This window comes from Pseudomonas sp. LBUM1658, from assembly GCF_059716055.1.
This window is the reverse complement of the sequence record NZ_CP166798.1, coordinates 2,570,842-2,595,187: the sequence shown is the minus strand read 5'-3', so window position 1 is coordinate 2,595,187 and position 24,346 is coordinate 2,570,842. Positions and strand designations below refer to the sequence as shown.

Here is a 24,346-nt window from a genome sequence, read left to right as displayed (position 1 = left end):
ATCAAATCTCCGCGTGCCGAACGCCAAGGGAATAACGTTTACTCAAGGTGCCGAGAGCATATTGAGAGCAGGCCGTCAGGGTCAGGTAGAGCAGGCATACCAGCATGTAGAACAGGAACGGTTGACGAGTGGCCCGACCAGCCTGATCTGCCATCCACGTCATGTCCTGCAGGCCGATCATGGTCACGATTGCGGTGCTCTTGAGCAGCACCAGCCAGTTATTGCTCAGGCCGGGCAGAGCGAAGCGCATCATTTGGGGGAACAGCACACGGCGAAACACCTGGGCGCGGCTCATGCCATAGGCAACCCCTGCTTCCAGCTGGCCTGCCGGCACAGCAAGAAAGGCACCGCGAAAGGTTTCGGAAAAGTACGCGCCGTAAATCAGTGCCAAGGTAATGACTCCGGCAACATATGGATCGATATCCCATTGCGCCAAACCGTAAGCCTCGGTGAAGACGTTGCAGAAAATCTGCATCCCATAGAACAGCAGTAGCATGGCCACCAGGTCTGGCACGCCCCGCATGATGGTTGTGTACAGATGCGCCGGCCAGCGCAGCCAGGCGAATGGCGAGAGCTTGAGACAGGCACCAGTCAGCCCCAGCAAAATGGCTAGCAGCAACGCCAACAGCGCCACCTCAAGGGTAGTAAGCACGCCAGCGAGAATTGCCGGGAGGTATCCGTTAAACATGTTTCCTCCAGGGCGTGCTGACGCGTAACCGAGCAAAAATGCCGCACCAACCGGTGAATCCAGCCATGGCGGGGAAACGTAATTTCATGGTCATCTTATTGTTATTCCTGTTACCTGCCCTGCTTGACCGAGGGATGAATCCTTAGGCACCGAGCAAACATCCATTACGCAGCGGCACTTGCCCTGCGACGAAGGTCAGCTCGGTATTGGCTTCGGTGAATCGCTCTAGCACCCGCGCGTAGAACACGCCGGAAGTGTTGCTGGTGAGGGTGCTGACCCGATCAGTCAGCGGATCGATAACATCGGCCAAAACGGTGCCCGGCTCGACCCAGCTGCCGATCGGCGCACGGTAAGCCACCAGCCCGGAGTGCGGTGCATTTAGCACCTCGACCCCGGCCAGCGGCGTCGGCTCGTACACTGGCGGCGGCACCATCGGCTGCGCATCGGCGATCAGACCCAGGTGACCGAGGTAGGCGAGCAGCGCCTCGGCATCGACCTGAGCCAGTTCATGGCTGACATCACTGGTGCCGCGCAGCTCGACCGTGGCGGCGAAGGTGGCCATGGAAATCGGCTGCTGCGCAAAAGCCTGACGCAGGTCATACCAGGCAGCGGTGAAGGTTTCGTCGAAGGAACTGCCGCCCTGCTTCAGGGCATGCAGAGTCGCATGCGCGCCGGTCAGGCCCGCCAGCACGCGGGCTTCGGCCTGCTGCTCGCTGTGCACATAGAGATGCACCATGGCCTCGCTGTCGCAGTGCAAATCGAGCACGCAGTCGGCATCGCAGGCCAGCCGCAGCAGGGTCAGGCGCATCGATTCAAGCTCGGTGCGGGGCTGCAACGCTTGCAGGCTGCTGCGCATGCACTGGCGAATCAGTGCCACGTTGGCGTCGACATCCTTTCCTAATTCATCGGCCACCTGCTCACGCACCAGTTCGGCCAGGTCAAGGTAGTGACGATTGAAGTTTTCCCGGCTGGACAGCTCGAAACGCCCCAACTGGCGACCGAATACGTAGTTGCTCAGACCAATCGGGTTGGCGATCGGTACCAGCACCACTTCACCGGTTAGCCGGCCAGCGGCCTCGAGTTCCAGCAGGCGCAGTTTCAGGTGATGCAGCACCAGCATGCCGGGGTGTTCGTCGGCATGCAGGCCAGCCTGCAGGTAAGCCTTGCGCCCCTGCCCTTGCGGGCCGAAGTGCAGGCTGATGATTTCGCGCGGGCTGCCCAAGGTTTGCACTACAAGCGCATGTTGCTGCTGTCGCATGGGGATATCCAAATTGAAAGATTCGTCTGGCGTGGCAAAGCCGACGCCAGATGAGACATCACTCGTACTGGTTGTACGGGAAGTACTTGTCGTTTATCTGCTTGTAGGTGCCATTGGCGAGAATGGTCTTGAGCGCCTGATTGAATTGCCCAAGCAGGGCCTGATCACCCTTGCGCATGGCAATCCCGGAGCCTGTGCCAAAGTACTTGGGATCATTAAACTGCTCGCCAAAGGCATGGTAGGCGCCCAGGTTCGGATCTTTCTGCGTGTCGTAGATAATCCCGACTTCCAGCACCACGACGTCCACCCGTCCGGCGTTCAGATCCATCAGCGCCGTCTGTGTATCCGGGTAGCGCTGTACCCGGATGCCGGCCTTCTCGTAGTAATCCTTGGCGAAGTTCTCCTGAATCGAGCCTTTTTGCACAGCGATGACCTTGCCCTGCAGGGCCGCCGGGCTGCTGTCGGTCAGACTCTTGCTGCCGAACAGCATGGAGTAGCCGCCCTCATACTTGTCCGAGAATGCTACCTTTTGCTCGCGCTCCGGGGTAATCGCCATGGAGGAGACAATGGTGTCGTACTTCTTCGCCATCAGCCCGGGAATGATGCCGTCCCAGTCCTGCTTGATCAGCTTGCACTGGACTTTCATCTCCGCGCATAGGGCGTTGGAGATGTCGACATCGAAGCCACCGAGGCTGCCGTCCGGATTGACGAAATTGTACGGAGGGTAGGCTCCCTCAATGGCAATCCGGACGATTGGGGTTTCTGCCTGGGCAAAACTGCAACTGGCGAAGATGAAAGAGCCGATGAGTATTCTTTTTATTGTGCGCATCTGGGGTGTTCCTTTGATGAGTGCTGGTAACGCCCCTCCACGTTATCTCTTCTGCGTTCAGGCTCCATACACAGCAGCCCCTAAATGGACCGCACCTGTATCAGCTGAAAAACCTGTACAGGGGGCGACGAAAAATCGGGGCGCGCGACCGCCCTGCACAGGCAGGTAGACCCAGTGATTGACAAAAGACCGATCCTCCCCTGACGACTGCACCGGCAACTTCCTTTCCAAGGCCAGCGCTCCTAAAATGGCGGCCATTGCCCCTCAGCCAGCGGATACCTCCCCCAGCCAATGGAACTTGCTCGTAAAACCTCACTCATCGGTCAGCTGGTAGAGCACTTTTCCCAGCGCATCGAACACGGCCAACTGGCCCAGAGCACTCGCCTGCCGTCTATCCGTGCCGCGGCCAAGGAGTTCGATGTCAGCACCTTCACCGTGGTTCAGGCATACGACCGTCTGGTTGCTTTGGGCTATGTCGAGGCGCGCAAAGGCGATGGTTTCTTTGTCGCGCAAACCACCCTTAGCATCGAGCAGCAGCGCATCACAGCGCCGCTCAGCGATGTTTACTGGCTGCTGGATGACGCCTTTCACCCAGATGCGGATGCCCTGCAACCAGGCAGTGGCGGTCTGCCGTACACATGGCTGGATGAGCCAGGCCTGCACTTGGCGATGCGCGCCCTGGGTCGCTCCAGCGGGCTGATTACCGAGTATGGTGAATCCCGTGGCGACCATGGTTTGCGAAGCTGGATCCAGCGCTACCTGAGTGATCGCGGCGTTCCCGCGCACATAGACCATATTGTGCTCACCAACGGTGCCAGCCAGGCGCTCAATCTGGTGGTCCGCGCCCTGCTGCAACCCGGAGACTGCGTGCTGGTGGATGACCCCGGCTACATCAACCTGCTGGCCAACCTGCGCGATCACAAGGTCAAAGCCATCGGTGTACCCTGGACACCGCAGGGGCCGGATGTGGAAAAACTCGACGAGCTACTGGCGCTGCATCAACCCAAAGCATTCTTCACAAATCCCTGGCTGCAGAACCCGACCGGGGCCAGTTACAGCCCGGCCGTGGCGCATCGTGTGCTGCAACTGGCCGACACCCATGACTGCTGGATCGTTGAGGACGATGTGTCCGGTCAGTTGGTCGGCGACAATCAGGCACCGCTGGCGGCCCTGGACAATCTGCAGCGGGTTATCCACATCGGCAGCTTCTCCAAGACTCTGGCCGCCTCGCTACGCGTCGGCTTCATCACTGCGGAACCGGCGGTGGCCGAAGCCCTGCTGCATTACAAGATGACCACCGGGCTGTACAGTTCGCAACTGAGTGAACAATTAGCACTGCAGATGCTCAACGACGGCACCCAGCGCAAACGCTGCCAGAAGTTGAGCGCTCGGCTGTTCAACGCGCAATTGTCCGCGCGACAGCAATTGCAACAACTCGGCTGGCAATGCTGGGCGCCCGCCGCCCCCACTCCCTACCTGTGGATCGGCAGTAGCAAGGCCGATTTTGATCCAGTGGCTCTGACGCGTGCCGGACTCAAGCAGAACATCCTGCTATCACCCGGCTGTATCTTCCGCCCTTCCCTGCAAGCCACGCCTTGGCTGCGTTTCAACGTGGCTTTCAGCGAGAACCCATCTGTCTGGAGCTTTCTAGCCGAAGCCCATCAGAACTTGTAGTGGTCAACTAATTCCGGACACGACATTAAGTTTTTTCTTGGCCTGTGGGTCGGTTAACGACTGGGGGGCTCTCAATGTAATGACCGCTATTGGCCGAATTTTGCCAGCGCTCACCGGCAGCTGCGGGTCGATTTCTGCCTGTCACGACAGGCAGAAATCGGCCAAGAGCAGTCATTCAGCGCCATGAAAATAGCGGCCGTCCAGCATTGGCCTCGGACGCATCAGCAGCCGAACGAAGAGTGTCACCGACCGTCCTTGAGGTATGTTTTCTTCTGAGTTCGACTTGCCATGCTGGGTAGCGGTGATAAGTAGCTCAAATGGAGTGATCGCTTAACGGTTAATGTGTTGTCCCCAAGATATCGGCAACCGAGACGACGGCAAGCGATAGGCTACACTTCCTTGGCTCCGCCGCGGCACCTGAGTTGCCAAAACCCTGTCTCCTGATCAGGAGGTATCCAATGAGCAATAGCACCGAACTCACTTCCTTCACCGGCTGGGCCGCAACGGCGGCCGGCGCTCCACTGGAGCGCTATAGCTACGCTCCCGGTCCATTGGGGGACGAGGAGGTGGAAGTCGCCGTGGAGTATTGCGGCGTCTGCCACTCCGACCAGTCGCTGATCGATAACGAATGGGGCATTAGCCACTACCCCTTTATCCCCGGCCACGAGGTGGTCGGCAGTATCGTGCGAGTGGGCGCGCAGGTACGCAGTCTCGAAGTGGGACAACGGGTGGGTATTGGTTGGTACAAGGGCAGTTGCATGCATTGCTCCTCGTGTATCGGAGGCTCCCATCACCTATGCCGTACAGTCCAACCCACCATTATCGGCAGCAACGGCGGCTTCGCCGACCGCCTGCGTTCGCACTGGGCCTGGGCCCTTCCGATACCGGACGGACTCGACCCGGTCATGGCCGGGCCACTGTTCTGCGCCGGCTCGACGGTGTTCAACCCGCTTGTGGAGTTCGACGTCAAGCCTACTGACCGGGTCGGTGTGGTGGGAATCGGTGGCCTCGGTCATCTGGCACTACGCTTCCTTAACGCTTGGGGCTGCGAAGTCACGGCCTTTACCTCGTCGTTGAGCAAGCAGGACGAAGCCAGGCGCCTGGGCGCGCACAACGTAATCGCCTCAACCGACAGTAACGCGCTGAAATCCATTGCCGGCACCCTGGATTTTCTCCTGGTCACTGCCAACGCCGACCTCGACTGGCCGGCCATGCTCGCAACCCTGCGCGGCAAGGGGCGCCTGCATTTTGTTGGCATGGTGCCCGCCGCTATTCCAGTGCACGTGTCCGACCTGATTCCCCAACAAAAGAGCTTGTCCGCCTCGCCGGTCGGCTCGCCCGGTACCACGGCGACCATGCTGGAATTCTGCGTACGTCATCAGATCCTGCCGCAGGTCGAGCACTTTCCCATGAGCCGGGTCAACGAAGCCATCGATCACCTGCGCAGTGGCAAGGCGCGCTACCGTGTCGTGCTGGACGCCAGTAAATGACGGATTGGCGCGTCGGGTAACGCCGCACGCGCCTTCGTCCTCCGCGACTCGAGCACATCGGGCACGATTTTCTCAGCCATGCGAGATCAAAACGGGCTAGCCGTTGGGCGGACAATCAGTTCACTCACATCCACATCATCAGGTTGCTCAACCGCATAAGCGATAGCTCGAGCAACGGCCATGGACGGGATTGAGATCTTGCGAAACTCACGCATCTCGGCCCGCCCGCCTTCGTCTGAAATGCTCTCGGCCAACTCGGATTCCGTTACCCCCGGCGAAATGACGGTGACACGAATGTCTCCACCGACCTCCTGACGCAATCCTTCCGAAATGGCGCGCACTGCAAACTTCGTCGCGCAGTAAACAGAGGCTGTGGGGCTGACGGTGTAGGCGCCAATCGATGCGATATTGATGAACTGACCCGACTTCTGTCTCTGCATCAGAGGCAAGCCTGCCGCGATACCGTGCAGCACTCCGCGAATGTTGACGTCGATCATCTGATCCCATTCAGCGACCTTCAACGCCTCGAGCTTCGACAGCGGCATGACCCCGGCGTTATTGACGATCACATCGACCCGGCCATGCTGACTGACCGCGAGATCCACAAGCGCTTGCACATCGGATAGACGGGTGACATCAACCGCCTGAAAGCGGGCATTTCCCCCGTCGGCGTTGATCTCGTTGCAGAGCACTTCGAGGCGATCCGTACGACGTGCGCCGAGCACGACACAGGCGCCCTTGCTGGCTAAAAGACGCGCCGTCGCCTCGCCAATACCGCTGCTGGCGCCAGTGATCACAACTACTTTTTTCGAGATATTCGACATGACCATAATCCTTCACTTGAAGATGGGTGACGCGAGCATGGTGTCTCGCTACCCGTTCAGATTAGGGGTAACGGCAGGCCGCCAGTTAGCCGGATCCTTCTGACAGATTGCCTGATCCTGCCGTAGCTTTATCGTTCCCGCCGTCGTTCTGATCGCCTGGATGGCGAGCACGACACATGTTTGCAGGATCTTGCCTGCCAGCATTTCGATCGGACGCAGGTTAAGCGTCACCGACAAGGTCCGATCCACCAGCATTTGTCCTATCCTTTTATCCAAACAACAACTCTGGACACCGAAATGCCCGCCCCCGAATCCACCCTCCTCCAAAGCTGGCACCACAACGCCCAATCCTGGATCGAAGCCATCCGCACCGGCACCATCGAAAGCCGCCTCAAGGTCACCGACCAGGCAATCCTGCTGGCGGTGCTAGGCCGCCAGCCCGAGCGCGTGCTCGACCTGGGCTGCGGCGAGGGCTGGCTGTTGCGTGCGCTGGCTGAACGGGCCATCAAGGCGGTCGGTGTGGATGGCGATGCGACGCTGGTCGAGGCGGCACGGGAGGCGGGTTCTTCGCTGGTGCATTTGGCGAGCTATGAAGAGTTGGTGGAGGCGAAGGTGGACATCGGCAGCGACTACAACCTGATCTGCGCCAACTTCGCCCTGCTGCACCAGGACATCATCCCTCTCCTCGCCGCCATGAACGCCCTGCTCGCCCTTGGCGGCGCGCTGGTGATCCAGACGCTGCATCCGTGGACCGCGGCGGCGGGCGACTATCAGGATGGTTGGCGGAAAGAGACCTTCGCTGGGTTCAAGGGGCAGTGGCAACCCATGCCATGGTACTTCCGCACCTTGTCCAGTTGGCTCAATGCTCTGGACATGGCCGGTTTTCGGCTGGCCGGCCTGCAGGAGCCGCAGCACCCGCAAAATCCTGTGCCGCAGTCGTTGCTGTTGGTGGCCGAGCAGCGGAGGTGAGCCCCCACACCTGGTTTGAGTGGCGTGGCTGTTGAAAGCCCAAAGTTACAGTTCGCCAAGGGCGGCAAACGGCCCAGAAGCAGCCCCTGACGCCCGACCACTATTTCGAGGCGATTTATCCAGACAGTACCGCTTGCTCGCTGACTAAAGCCGAAATTGTCGCTGCATGGCATGGGAAAGCAGATTCAGTCTGTTGCTCAGCAGCCTGGTCGCCTCTAGCGCGGTGCCCAGGAATCAGCCAACGCAGTCCTTGCCAAAGATCGCGCGAGCAATGACCAGGCGTTGCACTTCATTTGCCCCCTCGTAAATTTGGTTCAGACAATGCTCTGGACTATACGGAACTGACTAACAGACCCTGTCTGTTTGCTGTACATCCGCAATGGGTCCGAAAGCAGGCGCGTCCATGGGAGAGACCTACTTTTATACCTCAAAAAAACCTGGATGGTCTTTCTGTGACACTTCAGCGCGGCTACTCCCCGAATCGGTGAGAGGCTGTTGAGCTACTTGCGCTCTCGTTCTACATACCACTGCATGAACGCTTCGGCGCTTACCGGTCGGCAAACATGAAAACCCTGGGCGGTGTCGCAGTGATAACCGCCCAGCGCATCGAGCACGTCGGCTGTTTCTACGCCTTCGGCGATGACCGACATGCCGAGGTTGTGCCCAAGGTCGACGACGCTTCGCACGATCAGCTCGTTGGCCTGATCGCTTTGCATGGCCAGTACAAAGGACTTGTCGATCTTGAGTTCGCTGATCGGCAGGTCCTTCAACTGAGCCAGGCTGGTATAGCCGGCGCCGAAATCATCGATGGCGATATGGATGCCCATCCCGTGAAGCTGTATCAGGATGGAACGAGCAGCATGGGAGTCGAGCATGATGGCCGACTCGGTCACTTCGATCACCAGCATGTTCGGGGTCAGTTTGTGGTGCTCAAGCAGTTCGACAATCTGAAACACCAGCTTGTCGTCCAACAGGTTGCGTGCAGAAATGTTCACGGCAACCGGTATGCATATCCCGGCGTCGGCCCAGGCCCGTACCTGAGCCAGGGCGAGATTGAGCACGTAATAAGTCAGGGAGCCGATGATCCCGGTGAGCTCGGCGAAGGGGATGAACTCGTCCGGGCGCACCAGGCCGCGTACCGGGTGTTGCCAGCGCACCAGCGCCTCGACGCCGGTGACTTTTCCTGTGCTCAGGCTGACTTTTGGTTGGTATTCCAGGAACAATTCGCCGCGATCCAGACCGCGGCGCAGCTCACCGAGCATCGCAAGGCGTTCCGGTGTGCGCCGATCCGACTTCGGGTCGTAGGCGAGTATCCCCTTGCCCTGCTTCTTGGCTGCATACATGGCGATGTCGGCGCGCTGCATGAGCGTCGAAGGATCATCGCCGTGCAGGCCGGAAACCACCACACCAAAGCTGGCTTCGACATCAAGGTCGACTCCGTCGATTAAAAAAGAGGCAGTGATCGCGGTGTGCAGCCGTCGCGCTGCTTTCAAAGCCCCGTCCAGGCCCTCTACTTCGGGCAACAGAATGGCAAACTCGTCGCCTCCCAAGCGGGCGACCGTGTCGATTTCCCGTGCTTCGCTGATCAGCCGCTTGCCGATCTGGTCGAGCAGGCGGTCCCCGTAGTGGTGTCCCAGGGTGTCGTTGACTTCCTTGAATCGGTCAAGGTCGATCAGCAACAGACCTGTGCTTGACCCATGGCGGCGCCCCAGGCGCAGTGCCTGCTCGAAGCGGTCGGCCAGGAGAGTCCGGTTGGCCAGCCCGGTGAGCTTGTCATGCAGCGAAGCGTGCAAGGCGTCCTTGCGTTGACTGTCGAGTTCGATACGAGTGCGCCGCAGCACCTTGGTGAACAAACCGGCGAGGAGCAGCCCGGCGATAAAAACGATGGGAGTGGTATTGGCGTTGAAGGACTCCCGTGTGCGCAGCTTCTCCAGCGCCACGATCGACTCCTGGTGGTGATCGGCCGATGCTTGCAGGACGACTGTTTCAATCTTCTCGAACCGCGGGTCGCACTCTTCGTTGTCGATCCGGCGCACCTGCGCGTCATCTCCACGGTCGACGGCGTCGAACATCTTGTTGATGCTTTCCAGGTAGGGAGTCAGTGCCGTGCGAACATCCTCGACAACAAGGTGTTCCGCAGGCGATCCGGAACGGTGAACACGCTCGAGTGCAAGGGTCAGCTGCGCTACGACATTCTTGAAGTTACGACGTACTTCCGGGCTGGGATCCAGCCGATATTTACGCTCCAGAGACTCGGCAGCTGCCACGGCAATTGCAGCCGCTATGTAGTGGTCGGACAGAAGGCTCGAGGCGATCGCCTCCTTCCCCAGGCGTCCGGTGGTAATTGAAGACCATACCGCAAAGCCGCTGATTGCCAGCAGTACGGCGACCAGACCATAGCGTGCCCACCTGCTGGGTATTGTTTTGCTCCAGCGCATAAACCTGGGTACGGCAATCACTGGCGCAAAGACTTCAGGATGCACCGGACTTGCTGGCGGTAAATTGCTCATGCGCTACCTCAGGGAGAAGTGGCTGATTCCATTCTTATTGGCAATGTCCACCAAAAACTTGAGCATAGTCGAACTCGAAAATTAACCTTGAGTATTCGATAATGGCTGTGCAGTGTTAACGGATCTAAAAACAGCTAAGTGATATTCAAATGGACTGTAAAACAACCTGAGTCTGAATAGACTCTATCAACCCTTCCCGCACCTTCTCATGGGCAAGCCGTGGTTTCTATTGGACCTAAGCCGCAACCCGCTTCGAGCCCTGAGGACCTCAGTCAACTTGATCAAGGTTGTTGAGAAGCGCTGAACCCCGCTCCCTCAAGGCATTCAAACAGATGGGTTCGTCATAGAGTGTTCAGGCCCGATCTTTTAATTTCGATAATAATAGTCACGATTAAATAATTTGAAATCGACCAAAGTAAGTGGCCGCTAGGGGTCCAGGCTGTGTGAAAATATGTTAGAAACTCAAACTTGCGCAGTTTACTTGGGGAATCGGCTAAAAGAAGTACCCGATTGGTCCGGGGGAATTAAACCACTGCACGACCAATATTTTGTGTTCGGCGCCAATCCCCTCCTGTATCTGCGCCCTGCTACAGCTCGCTGAAAATCAGCCCGGCATTGGCGAACTGTTGGGTCGCCTTGTGGCCCAGCAGGAACAGGATCGATTCGCTGGTGAAGTTGCCGATGTACTTGCCTTGGGAAGCGATACACGCGGCGATGTGACCGAAGAGGCTCAGCTGGTTCTGGCTCAGGGCCAGATTCGACGCCAGCAACAGGTTTTCCGTGCCCACCAATGTATTGGCGTCCGCCAGCAGGCCGCGATAGCAACCTTCAAGCACGCCTCCGTCGGGTGCACCGGCCAGTTGTCGCAAACGCTCCAGCATCTCATCGCCCAGGCGCAACTCGCGCAAGCGGTTATTGCGCAGGCGTAGCTCGCCATTGCCGGGGTTGAGTCGGACGCGGCCCCGACTCAACGCCACGCCCAGGTTCTTCAGCAGATCGAGGTCCAGCGCTTCGTCGCTCTTGGCCTCGCCGTACAAGGACACGCGGCCGTTGATATAGTTGTCCGCCAGCAAGGTGTCGGCATCGGCATCAGCCAGGGCCAAGGCGAAGCCGGTGCGGTTAAGCAGCAGCTCAGTGCGCAACCGATCCAGCGAGAGTGCGAGCCGGCGTTGGTTCGCCCCCGTCTGGATTTCCCTGCGCAGTGCCGACAATGCCAACAGTTCATGGGTGTTGAGGACCAACTGAAGGCGGTCCACCTGTTGCCCGAAAGCCTTGCGCTGAGCCGCGCTGTATGCTGCCAGGACGTCGAGCACCTTGCTCGGGATCGCCGCAAAAAGCTCGCCCTCGTCGGTATTCAACGCATTCTCCAGGGGGACGAGCAAGGGTATGGCATCCAGCAGATCCCGGGCGTGTTGCGGCCCACTCGACGAGTAGGCATTGATCAGGCAAGCGCTCAGGTCGATGCGCTGAGCGTCTGCGATCTGTACCAGGCTGATGCCGGGTACCGTCAGCCCCGACAGGCGCATCCGCTGCAAGCGCATTTGCTGACAGCCTTGAAAACGCAAGCTCAGGTTGTCGCCTGGCGCGATGATGTCGAAATCCTGAAACGTCAGAGAAGCGAAATCGAAAAAATTGAATTCCTGATTGCGCAGCACCAGCCGGCTGGCGGGGCCGCTGCCGTGGATGAAGAGATGGGTGCCATCCGGCGCGACCAGGTCGATGCTGTCGGCCAGGCGGTGTTCGCCGGGGAGCAGGCACAGGCAGATGTCGCGTTTGTCCTGTTCGAGCAACACTTTGAGCGCGACGTCGAGGTTCTCGAACTCGCCGCCGACACCGACACTGGAGCAGCAGCCACCGCTGTGGGATTTTTGACAGAGCGCGTCGAGGGCGTCCTGTACGGTATGAATGCCCTGGGCGGCCATGTCGGCACACTTCGCCGGGTCATAGGCGACCTGTGCCGCCACAGACAGGCTGGCGGAGAAATGCAGGACGTTGTATTTGCCGGTCGCTGCCTGGCCGGCTTCGAGCAATTGCGCCGTGCAGGTCTGATTCAGCACGCTGGGTGCCAGGCTCCAGGCAGCGCTGGCGATACCGTCCGCGCCGGTGGCGATGATCTGAGTGTCGGTGCCGTTGGGCAACGTGCCGTGACTGACGCTGAAGCTGACCTCGGCCCCGGCTACCGGGAACTTGCCATTGAACACCGCGACTTCCAAAGGGCTGGGCAACGGCAGGTTTTGTGGGGCCAACGGGTTGGGCATCACCTCCTGGCCGTCGCCACCGACGTAATAAAGGTTGGTCAGTTCGGTCAACGCCGGAAACAGCTGGCGACAGTCGGACAAGGTGCTCCAGACCCCGGCCTGGCAGTTGAGCAACGCCAGTCGGGTGAAGACGCGCAACACCCCCTGGGGTGCCTGGAAGGCGGGTTTGTTGGCCGCCATCGGCCACTCGATGTCCGCGGTAGCGGTACGTGCGGGAATGGTCCAGAAATCCCCGACGCGGTATGTGCCGGGGATGAATTTGATCTCGACGCCATCCTCCAGCTCAACCCAGCCGCTGTTCAGATTGGCGGCCACCGGGGCCATCTTCGCCCACCCCTCCCAGCGCCGTACGCGCGGGTTGTTCAGGTACAGCGCCTTGTCCAGGGGCCCGGTGGCGCTGGCCAGATCCAGGGTGACCAGGTTGCCTTCGGTCTTGAGCACCTGAACCAGGGTTCCGGGCCGGCCGAGCAGTTCGAAGGTGTCGTCGAAGAATTCCAGCCAGCAGCCGGCCGTGATCGCAAGATACGCATCTCGGCCAATGCTGGCGACCTCGAACTCGTCCGCCGTCGGCTCGCCCAGCCAACGGGTCACGCGGGTCACGATACTGCCGTTGTCACGCGACCATTTGTAGCGCTGGTCGGTTGAAACGCTGCCGTCGTCGTGGATCTCGACGCGATACAACTGGTTTTCCAGGCGCCGATAGCCCGCTTCCGGCGCCAGCAGGCAGGGGTCCTTGGGCGGTGTGCTGGGTTCGGCGCGGGCCGCCAGCTTGCCATCGACTGCCGTGGTCAGGGCGGTCCAGGCCGGCAGCGCGCTCAGGCAGTTGAGGTTGGCGCCGAGGTCACCGGCACGCAGTAGCTTGACTTGCCACAGCAATTGGTCGCGGGTCGCGCTGTCCGGCCCGCCGAGGGCGACTTCGCGGATCAGCGGGTCTTCCAGGGCCGTGATATGCCGCAGCCAGGCTTCGAGATAACCAAGGTAGAGCCCGTCCGGAGGGTCGATGGGCGCTGCGTTGTTGTCGTAGACCTTGATCTCGACAAGCTGCGGCGCGTTCGCCGGCGGCAGTGGCAGCAGACTGGCATTGACCGGCAGCACCGGGGAGGCATTGCCCGGCAAATGAGGCTGGCTGGTCGCGGTCACCGGGCTGGCGTTTTCGCAGAGCAAGCCTTCGACGTAGTAATGGCCGACGCCGATGCCGATGTTCTTGCCGTTGCCGGTCAGCAGAAAACCCGGGTTGGCCAAGGGTCCGCCACTATGGCCAAGGGTATCGACGGTTTCGGTCTCGATCCGGCGATTGAGAATGTCCTGCTGTTCGTTCCAGTCCGCATCCAGCTGCACCCGCCCCTGCTGCATGCGTACGGCGCGGTAGTGCTGGTCCTGCTTGTCGGTGGAGCGGGTGAGATCGGCTTTCATATTGGTATTCCTGGCCCGTTATTCGCGTTCAGTCAGTTGACGAAGATCACCCCGGCCTCCAGGCCGAAGCGCAGGTATTCGTCCAAGGCCTGACGCAGGTTGGCCTCGCGCTGTGGTTGTTGCAGCAGATTCCAGACGCCCATTTCGGCGCCGTCCTCGGCACCGGTGCGCAGTTCTTGAGCACATGAAAGGCGCAGCTGGGCGTAAGCCGGATGGCTGAAACTCACCGAGGTAAAGGCTGGCGTGACGCGTACGCGCTCGCTCTTCGCCTGAGCGGTCGGCAGCCCCTGGGTCACCAGGTCCGGCAGGCAGCGGTAACGACGTGGCGTCTGCGAGCCCGGCGGCACATAGCAGAAGCGCACGCAGCCTTCCTGGCGTCTGGCGATCTTCAGTTCGGCGCTGAACAGACTGTTGCTGGCTTCCAGCTCCCCGGCTGCGCTGGCGCCGAAGATGGTGCAACGATCGAGCTGCAGACGCGTGTCCGGCAATTCGAACGCCATGGCATCGCCGTTATCGAACACACTGTTGCGACCCTCAACCCCGGCGATGGCCTTGCTCACCCGCAACGGGCCGCACAGGCAATGGGTCAGGCGCAGCCAGAGCTGGCTGCCGGTGCCGGTGTGGCGGATACCGCCCTTGCTCGGCGTCAGGCTGCAATGGCGCAGATTCGCCTCGCCCAGCGCGCCGTGCAGGCGCAGCTGCCCGTCCAGCAGCAGCCCGGACAGGCTGAGCCGGGTGTTGAGGTTGCCGCGTAAACGCAAGTCGCCGATCAAAACCGGCCGCCGCTGGTTGGCGGCTTCAATGGCCAGGTGGGTATCTGGCAGGTCGAGATCGGGAGCCAGTTCCTGGGTCCCGTCGTCCAGCAGATAGATCAGCGTACTGGTCCCGGCATTCACCGCCGCCAGCGCGTCGGCCAGGGTCGCGTGGTCGCCCGGGACCCGCAGCCGTACCTGGAAATCCGCCGGGTCGAGCAGGCCCTGCAACGGCTCATCGTCGCGACGCACCGGGCGCCGGTCGTAGGGACCAGCGCCGACATCGCCGGGGAAGCCATAGCTGTAGGCGACCTCCACCCGGCTCACAGTCGTGCCGGCCGGCAAGGCGATACGTCCGAGGACGGGGTCGAAGCCCACCAGAAACTGGCTGGCAGCACCGGGAAAGGTCTGGTCCGGCTGGCCGGCCTTGCTCGATTTCACCGTCACGCTGGTCGGTGGTCGCCGCCATTCCTGCGGAACCACACCGGGCAAGGGCGAGAGATTGCACACCAGCAGATGCTCCGGCGGCACTTCTACATCGTCCAGCCAGATCCGCAGCACCGGGCCACTCTCTTCCTGCCGATCGAGGGGAAAGTACACCGGGTCGGGTGCCTCGCCATCGGTCAGGGCCTGACGCAGCGCCGTCAGTTCGTCGTGCAGCAGGCGCCGCGAGAGCGGCTCCGGCACGTTTTCCGGTTGCGCCAGGTGAGTGATTTCCTGCTCGGTGCGCGGCCGGTTGAACAGCAGGCCCTCGCCCCGCAGCAGCGGCTCGGCGACGTCGCGTCCCAGGGCATCGAAACTGTAGAAACCCTCCAGGCTGGTCATGGCCCGGGCCGTGGCGCGTTGCAGCGCATAGGCCTGCAAGCGCCAGAGATAGAGACCGACGTTGGCAATGTTGTAGCGCCCGGCCGGGAGCGAACGTACCTCGACCGTATGGGCACTGCGGTCGAAGGGGCCGTCGACCCGCTCCAATTGCGCGGCATCACGCAGGTTCGGCGTGCGCACGCTGTGCGGGCGGCGGTGATCGAGGTATTGGGTGGTGCCCAGCAGTTCGAAAAATTCCACCGCCCGCGCGCGCCAGCCGGTGGTGTCGAATGCCAGTTGTTCCAGCACCGGCAGCGTACCCTTGCGACGTCGCAGGCGCAGGCTGTTGGCCACGTAGGCGCGCAGGCCGAACGCCGGGGTGCCGCTGACCGGGTACAGACCGCGCACACCCAGCAGGTCGCCGATATAAGGCACCAGCCAGTCGTCGCAGGTTTCGATAAACCAGTTGTCGTAGAGCCGGGTGATGTCCTCCTCCAGCACTGCACCCTGCTCGGCGATGACTTCCAGCAGCGCCCGCAGCGGCCCACCCATTTCGGCATCGCGCTCACGGTAGAAGGCCGGCAGCCGTGCCATCAGGAATTCGGCGTCAATGCTCATGGGCCAAGCTCCGTCAACGTGACGGCGGCCGGGTCCAGCAACAGCAGCTGTGCCGCCAGTATCTGCTGGCTCTGCCACCGGGCACCGCGGGCGCGCAGTCGGCCATCCGGCCCCGCCACACGGCTGCTGGACAGGCCGTCGTCGGACTGCAGGCTATCCAGATCCACCCGCTCCACGCCCGGTACCCGCTGCATCACCGCCAGTACTTCGCTGCCGCTGACGGGTTGCCCGTAGGACCGTGCCGCAAACCCGAAAGCCTGCTCCAGGGCGCTGCGCACGGCGCTCAGGACCGCCGCGCTCTGATAGTCCGGGTTGATCCGGACCTTGGCCGTCACACCGAAACGCAGCACCGCACCGGGCGCCAGCTTGAGCGGCTGATGGGCCGGGCGCACCGCGTCGATGGCTGCTGCCAGGTTGCGGTAGAGCGCCGAGCCGGGATCGATGCTGACGCCCCCCACCCCGCTGACTGTGAGGTGGACCAGCCGCCGCTCGCCATCCCACAACCACACCGCCTGGGCCTTGCCGACGCCGACGAAGGCTGCGGCGAAGTCTTCGAAATCCCGCAGCGAAACGATGCGGTCCAGGGTCCGTACGCTCAGCGGTGCGCTCTGCCGAGCCCTGTCGCGGTCTTCCGGGTCGACCCCGCCAGCCGCGGGTACCGGGTTGATCACATCCTTGACCCCCAGCGGACGGGACAGCAGCAGGCTGATCCGCCCACTGCCGAGGTTGCCGGCCGCACCGATGCCGACGCGATAGGACGCCTGCACATTCATCTGCCCCGTGGGCAGGCGGCTGCCGTGCACGCCGTCACCGAATTGCACGGTGACCCGGCCATCATCGCCCCGGCGCAACAGATAGGCACGGTCTTGTGCGCCAAGCTCACCCAGGTGTGGCGCCTCGCGCCAGCGCACACCTTCGACACGCACTTGCAGCGTGCTCTGGATGCCCGACGGGGTCGGTGAGGAAATATAGGTCAGTGGTTTCTGCAGCAGCAGGAAGCGCTGGAAGGCCTGGCTGGCGTCCCCGCTACCGAGGATTTGCGGCTGGATCTGCATCTGCTTGCTGTCGCCGTGACTGGCCGGCGCCACATTGGCGTTGATCCGCACACTCAGCGGCAAATAGGCCTGTTGCAGATCGCTCTCAAGCTCCAGGCGCGAGCGTGGGCCACTGCTGTCATTGCGTTTCAGGCGCAGCACTTCGCTGGCGAAACCCAACAGCACTTCATGGCGTGCGCCATCGGTAAAACACAGGCTGGCGAGCCGGCCGTCCCTGGCGATTTCCACCGCCACCAGCGGGTCATTGGCCAATAGGCGCTGGCGCGCCGGCGCATTTTGCGCCACGTCCGGCAAGGTGTGGCCGCTGACCGACAGCCAGCGACCCGCTTCCAGCTCCGGTTGCAAATCATCCAGCGTCAGCACATGACCGCCGAGCAACCCCGACCGGGGCCGGGTCGCCCACGGCAGCTCGATGGATTCGCCGTAGGCCGTGGTCTCGCGCAGACGTTCATTGAACAGCTCGCGCAGCTGTTCGCCACGCAGGCTCAGGCGTGTGGTCTTGCTGCTGAGGGTGAAGGCGGCGCGGGCATCCTCGCGGCTGTCGAGAATCTGGTACAGCTCTTGATAATCGGGCAGCGCCAACACCAGCCAACTGCCCGTGACCAGCCGCGGATAGCTGGCATCCAGGTGCACGCTGTGTACGTCTCGGGGGTAGAGTCGACTCTGGGGGATGATCTGTTTGGCAATGCCCGGGCCCTGCCAGCGCAACTGGATCACGGCTGCGCCGCCGTTTTCGAAGTATTCCAGGCGCAGGTCGAGCTTTTGCCCGGCCTTGAGTTCGCGCAGGGTCGCGCTGAATTCAGTGGCGCCTTGCACCTGCCATTGATTGATCAGCAACTGGCCGCCAAGCCACAGCCGCACGCCATCGTCGGCGGTGACGAAAAAGCTGTAGGTGCCGCTCTCGGGTATTTGCAGCCAGCCGCTCCAGCGCACCGAGAAGGTATCGACGGTCAACGTCGGGTCGGGGCTGGCGCTGCCCCAGTCGAAATCCAGCGTGGCGTCGGTACGGCTGAGCTTGCGCGTCTTGAGGTCGATGCCTTCGAAATACTCGCCATACAGACCGCTGCCAGTGGCCTGACGGGTCGGCGGATCGGAAACATCGGCCAGGGTGAAGCCCGGCCACTGGCCATGCAGGCTGATGTTCGCCTGATTCTCGTCGTCCAGGCCCAGGTAGCTTGCCCGCAAACTGCGCGGCATTGCCCGCCAGTCCGGCGCCGCCTGGCCGAACAGCGCGGCCTTGGTTCGCAGGGCAAAACAGCGTGGATTGGCCTTGGCCGGCTCGACGTGGGGCACTACCTCACCCAGTGGCCGGTCAAGCGTCACGACCGTGTAGCCGGCCAGTGGGTCGGCGCTCGGCTCCAGCGGCGCAATCACTTGCAGGCGTGCGACGCGGCGCAGGTCCCAGTTTTCGCTGCCGGGATTTTTCAGGCGTTCGTCGCCGACGATCAGCAGCGGGTCGCCCGCTTGCAAGCGGGTGTTCTGCCCCTTCAAATACAGGGTGCGTGCGCCCCAGTAGGGCGGCACTTCTTCCTGGGCCTGCAGGCGCAAGGCATTCCAGGCGGCGCGCGCGTACAACGGCTCGAGCGTTTCGAAAACCTGGGCCTGTTCGTCCTGCTCGGGAATGCTCTGGCTCTTGTTGCCGGCGTCGATCCGCGCGGTCAAGGGCGCGCCCGGCGCGGTCTCCAGGGAAAAAGCCAGGAAAGTCGAGGTCGCCACGCCGGGGTGCAGCTCGTAGCCGATGGAGCGCCCCAGTTCCAATACCGAACGCCGTTCCGTGGCGGTGCGCAGGAAGCCCTCGTTGACGATGCGTTCCTGATAAAAACTCAGCACATCGAGGACTCCGGCCCAGGCATCGAGTAACGCCAGCGCCGGATCGTCGGCATCGCGGGTGCTCAGCCCGAGCAGCTGCGGCTGGCCGGACAGGCGCGCCAGCTGGCTCTCGCGAAAGCGCCCATGGGTGCCGACCCGATAGTGCAACGTCGTCTGCCCTGGGGGGTTCAGTTCGTCGACCGGCGTCAGCACCTTGATCCCGGCGCAGCAGCCGCATTGTTCGCCATTACTCATAAGCCACCTTGCATAGTCAGCAGCAGCCGGCCGTTTTCAGGGAAATTCGGATCGTTATCCAGGCGCAACACTTCCAGCGGCGCGGCACTGATCAAGCCCTGCTCTATTTCCTGATTTGGGGTTTTGCCCCAGCGCTGGAACACCTTGACCTGGAGCGAGGCCACGCCGGTCACCGAATGCGCCGCCTCCATCAGGGCGGAGAGTGCCAGGCCCTGACCGAAGCTGAAGTGATCGGGATGAAAGAAGCCGGGACGTCCTTGCCCGTCTTCACCACTGCTCAGGCGCTTGAGCAGGCCGAGCTTGACCGTCGCGGCAAAGTGGCCCGGCAACACGCAGACGTTCAGCTGAATATCCAGCGGGGCATAGATCGGTTCGCTGAGGTCCAGGTCATACCCGGCCAGCCGGTAGCGTTCCAGGTGGCGCAGCATTTCCTCGCGAAACGACGCATCCAGCGGCTTGCCGCCCTTGCGGTCGAGGCTGATGAACAGGGTGTACCAGCTGCCGGTCCAGCGCAGCCGGGCGGCGGCCCGTTGCACGTGCGGGTGACGCTCGGCGACCCGGGCATAATCGGCTTCGGTGACCGCCCGTTCCTGGGTGCGGAAAGCCTGCGGGGCAAACAGCTTGATCGCATCAAAGCTCTCCGGTTCCGCGCCGCCGCGTGCCGGCAACGGGTTGCGCAGCGTTTCGATAAAGTCCTTGATCAGAGGGTCTGCACAGACCACCTGGGTGATGCTCTCGGCGCCGACATTGCCGACGCTGCCACCGCCTTGGCGGTAGCTGGCCAACAGGCGGGTGTGAGGTTGCGGTTGCATGCCGAAGCGGTTGTCGCCAAAGCGCAGGTGGGCGCTGCCGTCGGCTTCAGTCTCCACCACGAACTCCTGGGCGAAGCGGTCACTGCCGAGCAGATCGCGACGCGGCAACCAGTGGCTGGCCCCGGGTTTGGGCTGGTCGCCATACTGTCCGGGATCGTCTTCGCGCAACAGCATGCCGGCCGGACGGGCTTGCCGGGGATCTTGATACAAGGTGCCGCTGGCGGAGCGCGTCGGGTCGTGCTCATAGGGTTGGGCATAGACGATGCCAGGCTCGCGCAGGCGTGGGCGGTAGTGACCGGCAGTCGGCACTGCGTCCGGCAGCAACGACTCATCGTCGCGGGTCAGGCCGTGGTCGGCCAAGACCACATTGGCGCAGGCCCGGGCGATCCTGAAGGTCTCGCTGACTCCGGACTGCTGGATCCGTGTGCTGATGCACAAAGGGAACGGCAGCGCATCCTCGGCGTGCCAGCGGATCAGCTGCAACGGCGTGTCGGTCAGCGCGTCGTACCCGGGCTTAACCTCGATCAGGCGCACCGCATGCCGGTGGGAGCGGTCGGCATCCGGCGCACGGCCGGTGCCGGGGCTCAGCACTTCTTCGAGGATCAGCAGCATGCCCGCCTGCAAGCTCAGCGGCGGATCGTCAATCAGGGCTGCCTCCTGCGCGCCTTTGCCCAGACAGAAGTCCGGCTCGCCCCAATGATGGATATCAATGCGGTTATGGGCGGACTGCAAGGGCAGCGCGTGCATCGTTTCGAAGACTTGGGTGGCACCGTCAGGCAAAGTTTGCAGCGCGGCTTGCGGCAATACCGTCCCGGGCTCGGCAGTGCGGGTCAACAGTCGCGTACCCGCGGCCAACACCTGGCCGTCGGCCTGGGCAGTGACGCTCAGGCTGACGAAGACCCGGCTGTTGCAGCCGTCGTGGATCGGGTAATCCAGCAGCCGCGCATGCCGGCGCAGGGAGACGCGGCGGCGGGCGGTGCCCAGATACGCCTCGGTGGCGACTGCATCCTGGTAATAACTGAGCTGGTCGCCGATATGCGCCAGCATTTCCACCAGGGCCACGGAAAAATCCGCCGGGTTGCGCTCGTGAAAGCCAGGAATCAACTGCCCCATCCGGTCCAGCATCAACCGGCGAAAGCTGCCGTAATCCTTGGCCAGGTAATCCAGCAGCGGCTCGGCCGGCACCTGCGGCGGGCACAGTTGCTCGTCGGCACAATCGAATTCGGACGGGCACTGCGCCTTGAAACTGAAGCGGATGCTCGACAGGCAAGGGTCGAAGCCCGGCGGCGGGTCCTCGGGCGCCGAGGGATTGATCAAGACAAAGCGGTACCAGGAGAAATCCCCGGCCTGGTCCACGGTAATCTCGAGCTGATTGCCGTTGATGCTCAGGCTCTCGATGCGCACAGCCGTGATGCGCACGCCACCCTCGATCCGGCAATGGGCCGCGGTGATGCCGGCCAACGGATTGACGAACACCACGCGCAACTTGCGCTGATCCAGGGACACCACTTCCAGGTAGTCGATACCATTGAGGCTCGGCGGCTCAAGGTCACGCAGCAATTGCAGGCGATGACGGTTGTCGGACAAAAACTGCCGTTTCATGGCGCAAGCCCCCGGCTAAAGGTCGCCAGTTGCCGCTGGCGATCCCGGCGCATGACGTACTGCACCGTCACGCCGAGGCGCGCATCGAGGTTCTCGACCGTCACCGCCTCGACCTCGATCAGCTCCCCCAGCCACTGTTGCAGCGAACCTTGCACGGTCATCTGCACGGCGGCAGCGAGGGCGTCGCTGTTGGGCGCGAACACCAATTGCAGCAGGCCACAGCCGAAGTCCGGACGGTTCACCCGCTCGCCCGGCACGGTGAACAGCACCTGCTCGATCATGTCCCGCACCTGCAGATCGGCGTAGACCTCGGCACTGCGCCCGCGCGAGTCGATGCTGAAGGGAAAGTCCAAGGCCATATCAGACTCCCGAGACCCGTAGCTGAGTGACGACGACCAGCATCGGCGTGCCGGTGGGGACGCAAATCGAGCTGCTCGATTGCAGCAGCACCGGCAGCCCACCGGCGAACACCCGGGTTGCGCCGACCAGCCATTGGCCGGTCACGCAGGGGCCGTTGCCGGCGGGTGGCGGCGGCATGCCGCAGCCGGCGATCACATAGGGCGCGGCCAGGGTCGTCACGGGCTGGCCGGAGAGTGTCACCCGCGCAAAAGGCGCGGTCGGCGTCGCCTGCCCGCCGTGGCTGCACATCACCGTGGCGCCCAGATGCAAAAGAAAACCGGGCATCAGCGGTCCTCCCCTGTCAGGGCCGGGTTCGGCTGTGGGCCAAGCTGCCGATTACGTGAAATATTCATTTCAAATCACCGTCAATGCGCCTTGATTGATGTTCACCGCCGGGCCGTTGAGCATGATCGTCGCGCCCTGGCCATTGCTGATGGTGATCCCGATTTCGTTGATCGAAATCATCGCCCCGGTCAGGGTCTTGAGCAGGATGCCGCCCGTGGGCCCCGGCAGGTCGGAGATCGTCAGGCCGTTCTGGTTGCCAGTCTGCAGCACAATGCTTGGCGACACCGGCAGCCCCGCCAGCGCCAGGGCTGGCACCTCCGCCGCGCTGCCCCAGAAGCCGCCGACCCAGATCGGGTAATCCTGGTTGCCCTGCTCGAACTCGACCCAGACCCCGGCGCCGATCTGCGGCAGCACGAACATCCCGCTCTGCTGGCCGGCGAATGGCACGCAGGGCATGGCCCAGCTGGAAATGCCGAGCCCCAGCACATCCGGCACCTGGACCTGGACGCGGGCCATCTGCATCGGATCGATATTGTTCAACACCACACCGCGGAACTTGCCGTAGAACTTGCCTTGCTCAGCGTTCATACCGGTACCCTCGGCAACGTCGAGATCAGGCCGTTGCGGGTCAGCGTGAAGTTCTGCTTGAACTCGCCCGGCTTGAAATTGCTGGTCACGCTTTTCACGTAATACAAACCGTCGAAGGCGCTGCCCGCGCCGCGCACGCCGACCAACTGGCGCGCCTTCAACACCGAGCCGTAACGCAGTACATCGACCGAACCGGTGGCGGTCACCACATCCGCCGAGCCCGCCGCCTCTGCCAAGCCCTTGGACAAGGCCGCCATCGGCGAGAGCTTGGCGGTGTCCTTGAGCAGATGGATCGACTTGGGAATCGGCGGCAGCGCGCCCAGCGGCGGGTTGAGCAGACTGATGTCGGGGATCGGCAATGGAATCGGGAACTTGGTCAGCGGATTCTGGATAAACACGATGGGCAGGCTGGCCTTGGTGTTGTCCACGCTGAATGACAGCGCCTCGACATTGCTGTGGGCATCCATGCCCAGGTTCAGCGCCGGTTGCGGTATCCCGAGCTTGATCTCCGGGCCCCAGTAGGCGGTATTCATCCCCGGCAGCGGCCCGGGTTCAACGTAGAACACGTAACCGGCATCCTTGGCCAGCTTCTGCACATAGGCCAGGTCGGTGCCGTCATGGGTGGGGATTTTTTCCACCGGGATCGGCACATCGCTGAAGATTTGCGGGATCACCAGCGGCACCATGCCAAAGATCGCGTACTTGGCGACGATCAGCGCCACCCGCGCCTCGGCCGACATGGCCGGATAGGGAATGCCGTTGAATTCCTGCTGGTCCATGGCCACTGACAGGTCCTCCCCGGTGATGGTCAGCGTGCTCTGCCCCGGGTCGTTGGAGCCACTGACTTCCTGGCGGGTGATCAGACCGTCCATCAACACCATCGGCAGGCTGTTGAGGGTGATCACGATCAGTACCCGCAGCCAGGGCACTCGCCCGCCCGTGAGCAACAACAGGGTGTGCAGTGGCGAGTTATTTTGCAGGGCGAAGCTGATCTGGAAGCCACTGCGCGCGCCCGCCGCCGACGTCACCTGGATGCTCTGCAAGGCATCGATCAGCGGCTTGGGCACCGGCAACGGGATCGCCGGGCCGACCAGCAACGAAACATGCATGCCTTTAAGCATCGCCCGGCCCCTGCATGCCTTCGGGCAAAGTCAGGCGGATGTGCCGGCCCAACTCTTCCAGCTCCAGCGGGTGGAGGCTGCCATTGGCATCCGGCAGCCGCCAGAACTGTTCTGGATCGCCAAGCACCGCAGCAGCCATGCGATCGATACGGTCGCCCTCCATCACGGTGTAGATCTGCAAAGTGACAAAGCTTGCCGGGTCGGGTACGAAGCGCCGCCGCAGATAGACCAGGCGTCGACCATCGGCCTGGACCAGCTCGGCGGTTTCGGTCGGGTAGTAACGGCTGTTGGGTGGGAAGCGGTCGCTCATCGTGGTTGTCCTTCAGTTCTGCA

General features: G+C 62.2%; 18 protein-coding genes. 3 read left to right on the top strand and 15 right to left on the bottom strand.

Translation table 11 applies throughout. The features are described 5' to 3' along the window. Position 1: 1 nt before the first annotated feature. The 3 genes from ACA064_RS11940 to ACA064_RS11930 all read right to left on the bottom strand — a co-directional run bounded on the left by ACA064_RS11940 (position 2) and on the right by ACA064_RS11930 (position 2,775). A complete protein-coding gene (locus ACA064_RS11940) occupies positions 2-688 on the bottom strand; it encodes an ABC transporter permease (RefSeq protein ID WP_497673529.1) in 687 nt (228 codons plus the stop codon). A gap of 142 nt (positions 689-830) precedes the next feature. Beyond that, a complete protein-coding gene (locus ACA064_RS11935; protein ID WP_497673528.1) occupies positions 831-1,946 on the bottom strand; it encodes a succinylglutamate desuccinylase/aspartoacylase family protein in 1,116 nt (371 codons plus the stop codon). A 58-nt stretch (positions 1,947-2,004) separates the two neighbouring features. Then, positions 2,005-2,775, bottom strand: coding sequence for a transporter substrate-binding domain-containing protein (locus tag ACA064_RS11930; protein WP_497673527.1), 771 nt, complete (start codon positions 2,773-2,775; stop codon positions 2,005-2,007). A gap of 291 nt (positions 2,776-3,066) precedes the next feature. On the opposite strand from ACA064_RS11930, the gene ACA064_RS11925 reads away from it, so the two are divergent. Together ACA064_RS11925 and ahr are read left to right on the top strand one after the other, a co-directional pair. Then, entirely contained in the window at positions 3,067-4,449 is a 1,383-nt protein-coding gene (locus ACA064_RS11925; protein ID WP_497673526.1) for an aminotransferase-like domain-containing protein, read from the top strand. Positions 4,450-4,907: 458 nt separating this feature from the next. Next, on the top strand, positions 4,908-5,939 hold the full coding sequence (gene ahr / locus ACA064_RS11920; protein WP_497673525.1) for an NADPH-dependent aldehyde reductase Ahr: 1,032 nt from the start codon (positions 4,908-4,910) through the stop codon (positions 5,937-5,939). Positions 5,940-6,025: 86 nt separating this feature from the next. Here ahr and ACA064_RS11915 read toward each other — a convergent pair whose 3' ends face one another. Further along, complete coding sequence (locus ACA064_RS11915) at positions 6,026-6,763, bottom strand: SDR family oxidoreductase (protein WP_497673524.1); 738 nt, start codon at positions 6,761-6,763, stop codon at positions 6,026-6,028. A 48-nt stretch (positions 6,764-6,811) separates the two neighbouring features. Further along, positions 6,812-7,018 (bottom strand): hypothetical protein, encoded by a 207-nt coding sequence (locus tag ACA064_RS11910; protein ID WP_497673523.1) that lies wholly within the window; start codon positions 7,016-7,018, stop codon positions 6,812-6,814. Between the two features lie 42 nt (positions 7,019-7,060). On the opposite strand from ACA064_RS11910, the gene ACA064_RS11905 reads away from it, so the two are divergent. After that, positions 7,061-7,732, top strand: a complete 672-nt coding sequence (locus tag ACA064_RS11905; RefSeq protein ID WP_497673522.1) for a class I SAM-dependent methyltransferase — start codon at positions 7,061-7,063, stop codon at positions 7,730-7,732. 500 nt (positions 7,733-8,232) lie between these two features. On the opposite strand, the gene ACA064_RS11900 is transcribed toward ACA064_RS11905, so the two are convergent. From ACA064_RS11900 to ACA064_RS11855, 10 genes are all read right to left on the bottom strand, one after another. Next, a complete protein-coding gene (locus tag ACA064_RS11900) occupies positions 8,233-10,242 on the bottom strand; it encodes a putative bifunctional diguanylate cyclase/phosphodiesterase (protein WP_497673521.1) in 2,010 nt (669 codons plus the stop codon). Positions 10,243-10,829: 587 nt separating this feature from the next. Further along, positions 10,830-13,913: an Ig-like domain-containing protein gene (locus tag ACA064_RS11895; RefSeq protein ID WP_497673520.1), complete on the bottom strand. Its 3,084-nt coding sequence runs from the start codon at positions 13,911-13,913 to the stop codon at positions 10,830-10,832. A gap of 32 nt (positions 13,914-13,945) precedes the next feature. Continuing rightward, on the bottom strand, positions 13,946-16,087 hold the full coding sequence (locus ACA064_RS11890) for a hypothetical protein (protein ID WP_497673519.1): 2,142 nt from the start codon (positions 16,085-16,087) through the stop codon (positions 13,946-13,948). Then, the gene (locus ACA064_RS11885) at positions 16,084-19,206 is read right to left on the bottom strand and encodes a putative baseplate assembly protein (protein WP_497673518.1); all 3,123 of its coding nucleotides are present in this window, start codon (positions 19,204-19,206) and stop codon (positions 16,084-16,086) included. Before ACA064_RS11885 ends, ACA064_RS11890 begins: the two co-directional genes overlap by 4 nt. Beyond that, positions 19,203-21,620 carry a baseplate J/gp47 family protein gene (locus tag ACA064_RS11880; RefSeq protein ID WP_497673517.1) on the bottom strand — a complete coding sequence of 806 codons (2,418 nt, stop codon included), beginning with the start codon at positions 21,618-21,620 and terminating at the stop codon, positions 19,203-19,205. Before ACA064_RS11880 ends, ACA064_RS11885 begins: the two co-directional genes overlap by 4 nt. Next, positions 21,617-21,979: a GPW/gp25 family protein gene (locus ACA064_RS11875; RefSeq protein ID WP_497673516.1), complete on the bottom strand. Its 363-nt coding sequence runs from the start codon at positions 21,977-21,979 to the stop codon at positions 21,617-21,619. Before ACA064_RS11875 ends, ACA064_RS11880 begins: the two co-directional genes overlap by 4 nt. A 1-nt stretch (position 21,980) precedes the next feature. Then, the gene (locus tag ACA064_RS11870; protein WP_497673515.1) at positions 21,981-22,304 is read right to left on the bottom strand and encodes a hypothetical protein; all 324 of its coding nucleotides are present in this window, start codon (positions 22,302-22,304) and stop codon (positions 21,981-21,983) included. A 69-nt stretch (positions 22,305-22,373) separates the two neighbouring features. After that, the gene (locus ACA064_RS11865; RefSeq protein ID WP_497673514.1) at positions 22,374-22,892 is read right to left on the bottom strand and encodes a phage baseplate assembly protein V; all 519 of its coding nucleotides are present in this window, start codon (positions 22,890-22,892) and stop codon (positions 22,374-22,376) included. Further along, entirely contained in the window at positions 22,889-24,013 is a 1,125-nt protein-coding gene (locus ACA064_RS11860) for a hypothetical protein (RefSeq protein ID WP_497673513.1), read from the bottom strand. The genes ACA064_RS11865 and ACA064_RS11860 overlap by 4 nt, the downstream gene beginning before the upstream one ends. Further along, a complete protein-coding gene (locus ACA064_RS11855) occupies positions 24,006-24,323 on the bottom strand; it encodes a hypothetical protein (protein WP_497673512.1) in 318 nt (105 codons plus the stop codon). Before ACA064_RS11855 ends, ACA064_RS11860 begins: the two co-directional genes overlap by 8 nt. Positions 24,324-24,346 lie beyond the last annotated feature (23 nt).

What these genes read in the sequence shown, in the direction of transcription:
- ACA064_RS11925 (WP_497673526.1), top strand. Translation starts at nt 3,067, where the DNA reads ATGGAACTTGCTCGTAAAACCTCACTCATCGGTCAGCTGGTAGAGCAC.
- ACA064_RS11910 (WP_497673523.1), bottom strand. Translation starts at nt 7,018, where the DNA reads ATGCTGGTGGATCGGACCTTGTCGGTGACGCTTAACCTGCGTCCGATC.
- ahr (WP_497673525.1), top strand. Translation starts at nt 4,908, where the DNA reads ATGAGCAATAGCACCGAACTCACTTCCTTCACCGGCTGGGCCGCAACG.
- ACA064_RS11940 (WP_497673529.1), bottom strand. Translation starts at nt 688, where the DNA reads ATGTTTAACGGATACCTCCCGGCAATTCTCGCTGGCGTGCTTACTACC.
- ACA064_RS11935 (WP_497673528.1), bottom strand. Translation starts at nt 1,946, where the DNA reads ATGCGACAGCAGCAACATGCGCTTGTAGTGCAAACCTTGGGCAGCCCG.
- ACA064_RS11875 (WP_497673516.1), bottom strand. Translation starts at nt 21,979, where the DNA reads ATGGCCTTGGACTTTCCCTTCAGCATCGACTCGCGCGGGCGCAGTGCC.
- ACA064_RS11865 (WP_497673514.1), bottom strand. Translation starts at nt 22,892, where the DNA reads ATGAACGCTGAGCAAGGCAAGTTCTACGGCAAGTTCCGCGGTGTGGTG.
- ACA064_RS11870 (WP_497673515.1), bottom strand. Translation starts at nt 22,304, where the DNA reads ATGCCCGGTTTTCTTTTGCATCTGGGCGCCACGGTGATGTGCAGCCAC.
- ACA064_RS11930 (WP_497673527.1), bottom strand. Translation starts at nt 2,775, where the DNA reads ATGCGCACAATAAAAAGAATACTCATCGGCTCTTTCATCTTCGCCAGT.
- ACA064_RS11885 (WP_497673518.1), bottom strand. Translation starts at nt 19,206, where the DNA reads ATGAGTAATGGCGAACAATGCGGCTGCTGCGCCGGGATCAAGGTGCTG.
- ACA064_RS11880 (WP_497673517.1), bottom strand. Translation starts at nt 21,620, where the DNA reads ATGAAACGGCAGTTTTTGTCCGACAACCGTCATCGCCTGCAATTGCTG.
- ACA064_RS11915 (WP_497673524.1), bottom strand. Translation starts at nt 6,763, where the DNA reads ATGTCGAATATCTCGAAAAAAGTAGTTGTGATCACTGGCGCCAGCAGC.
- ACA064_RS11905 (WP_497673522.1), top strand. Translation starts at nt 7,061, where the DNA reads ATGCCCGCCCCCGAATCCACCCTCCTCCAAAGCTGGCACCACAACGCC.
- ACA064_RS11860 (WP_497673513.1), bottom strand. Translation starts at nt 24,013, where the DNA reads ATGCTTAAAGGCATGCATGTTTCGTTGCTGGTCGGCCCGGCGATCCCG.
- ACA064_RS11900 (WP_497673521.1), bottom strand. Translation starts at nt 10,242, where the DNA reads ATGAGCAATTTACCGCCAGCAAGTCCGGTGCATCCTGAAGTCTTTGCG.
- ACA064_RS11895 (WP_497673520.1), bottom strand. Translation starts at nt 13,913, where the DNA reads ATGAAAGCCGATCTCACCCGCTCCACCGACAAGCAGGACCAGCACTAC.
- ACA064_RS11890 (WP_497673519.1), bottom strand. Translation starts at nt 16,087, where the DNA reads ATGAGCATTGACGCCGAATTCCTGATGGCACGGCTGCCGGCCTTCTAC.
- ACA064_RS11855 (WP_497673512.1), bottom strand. Translation starts at nt 24,323, where the DNA reads ATGAGCGACCGCTTCCCACCCAACAGCCGTTACTACCCGACCGAAACC.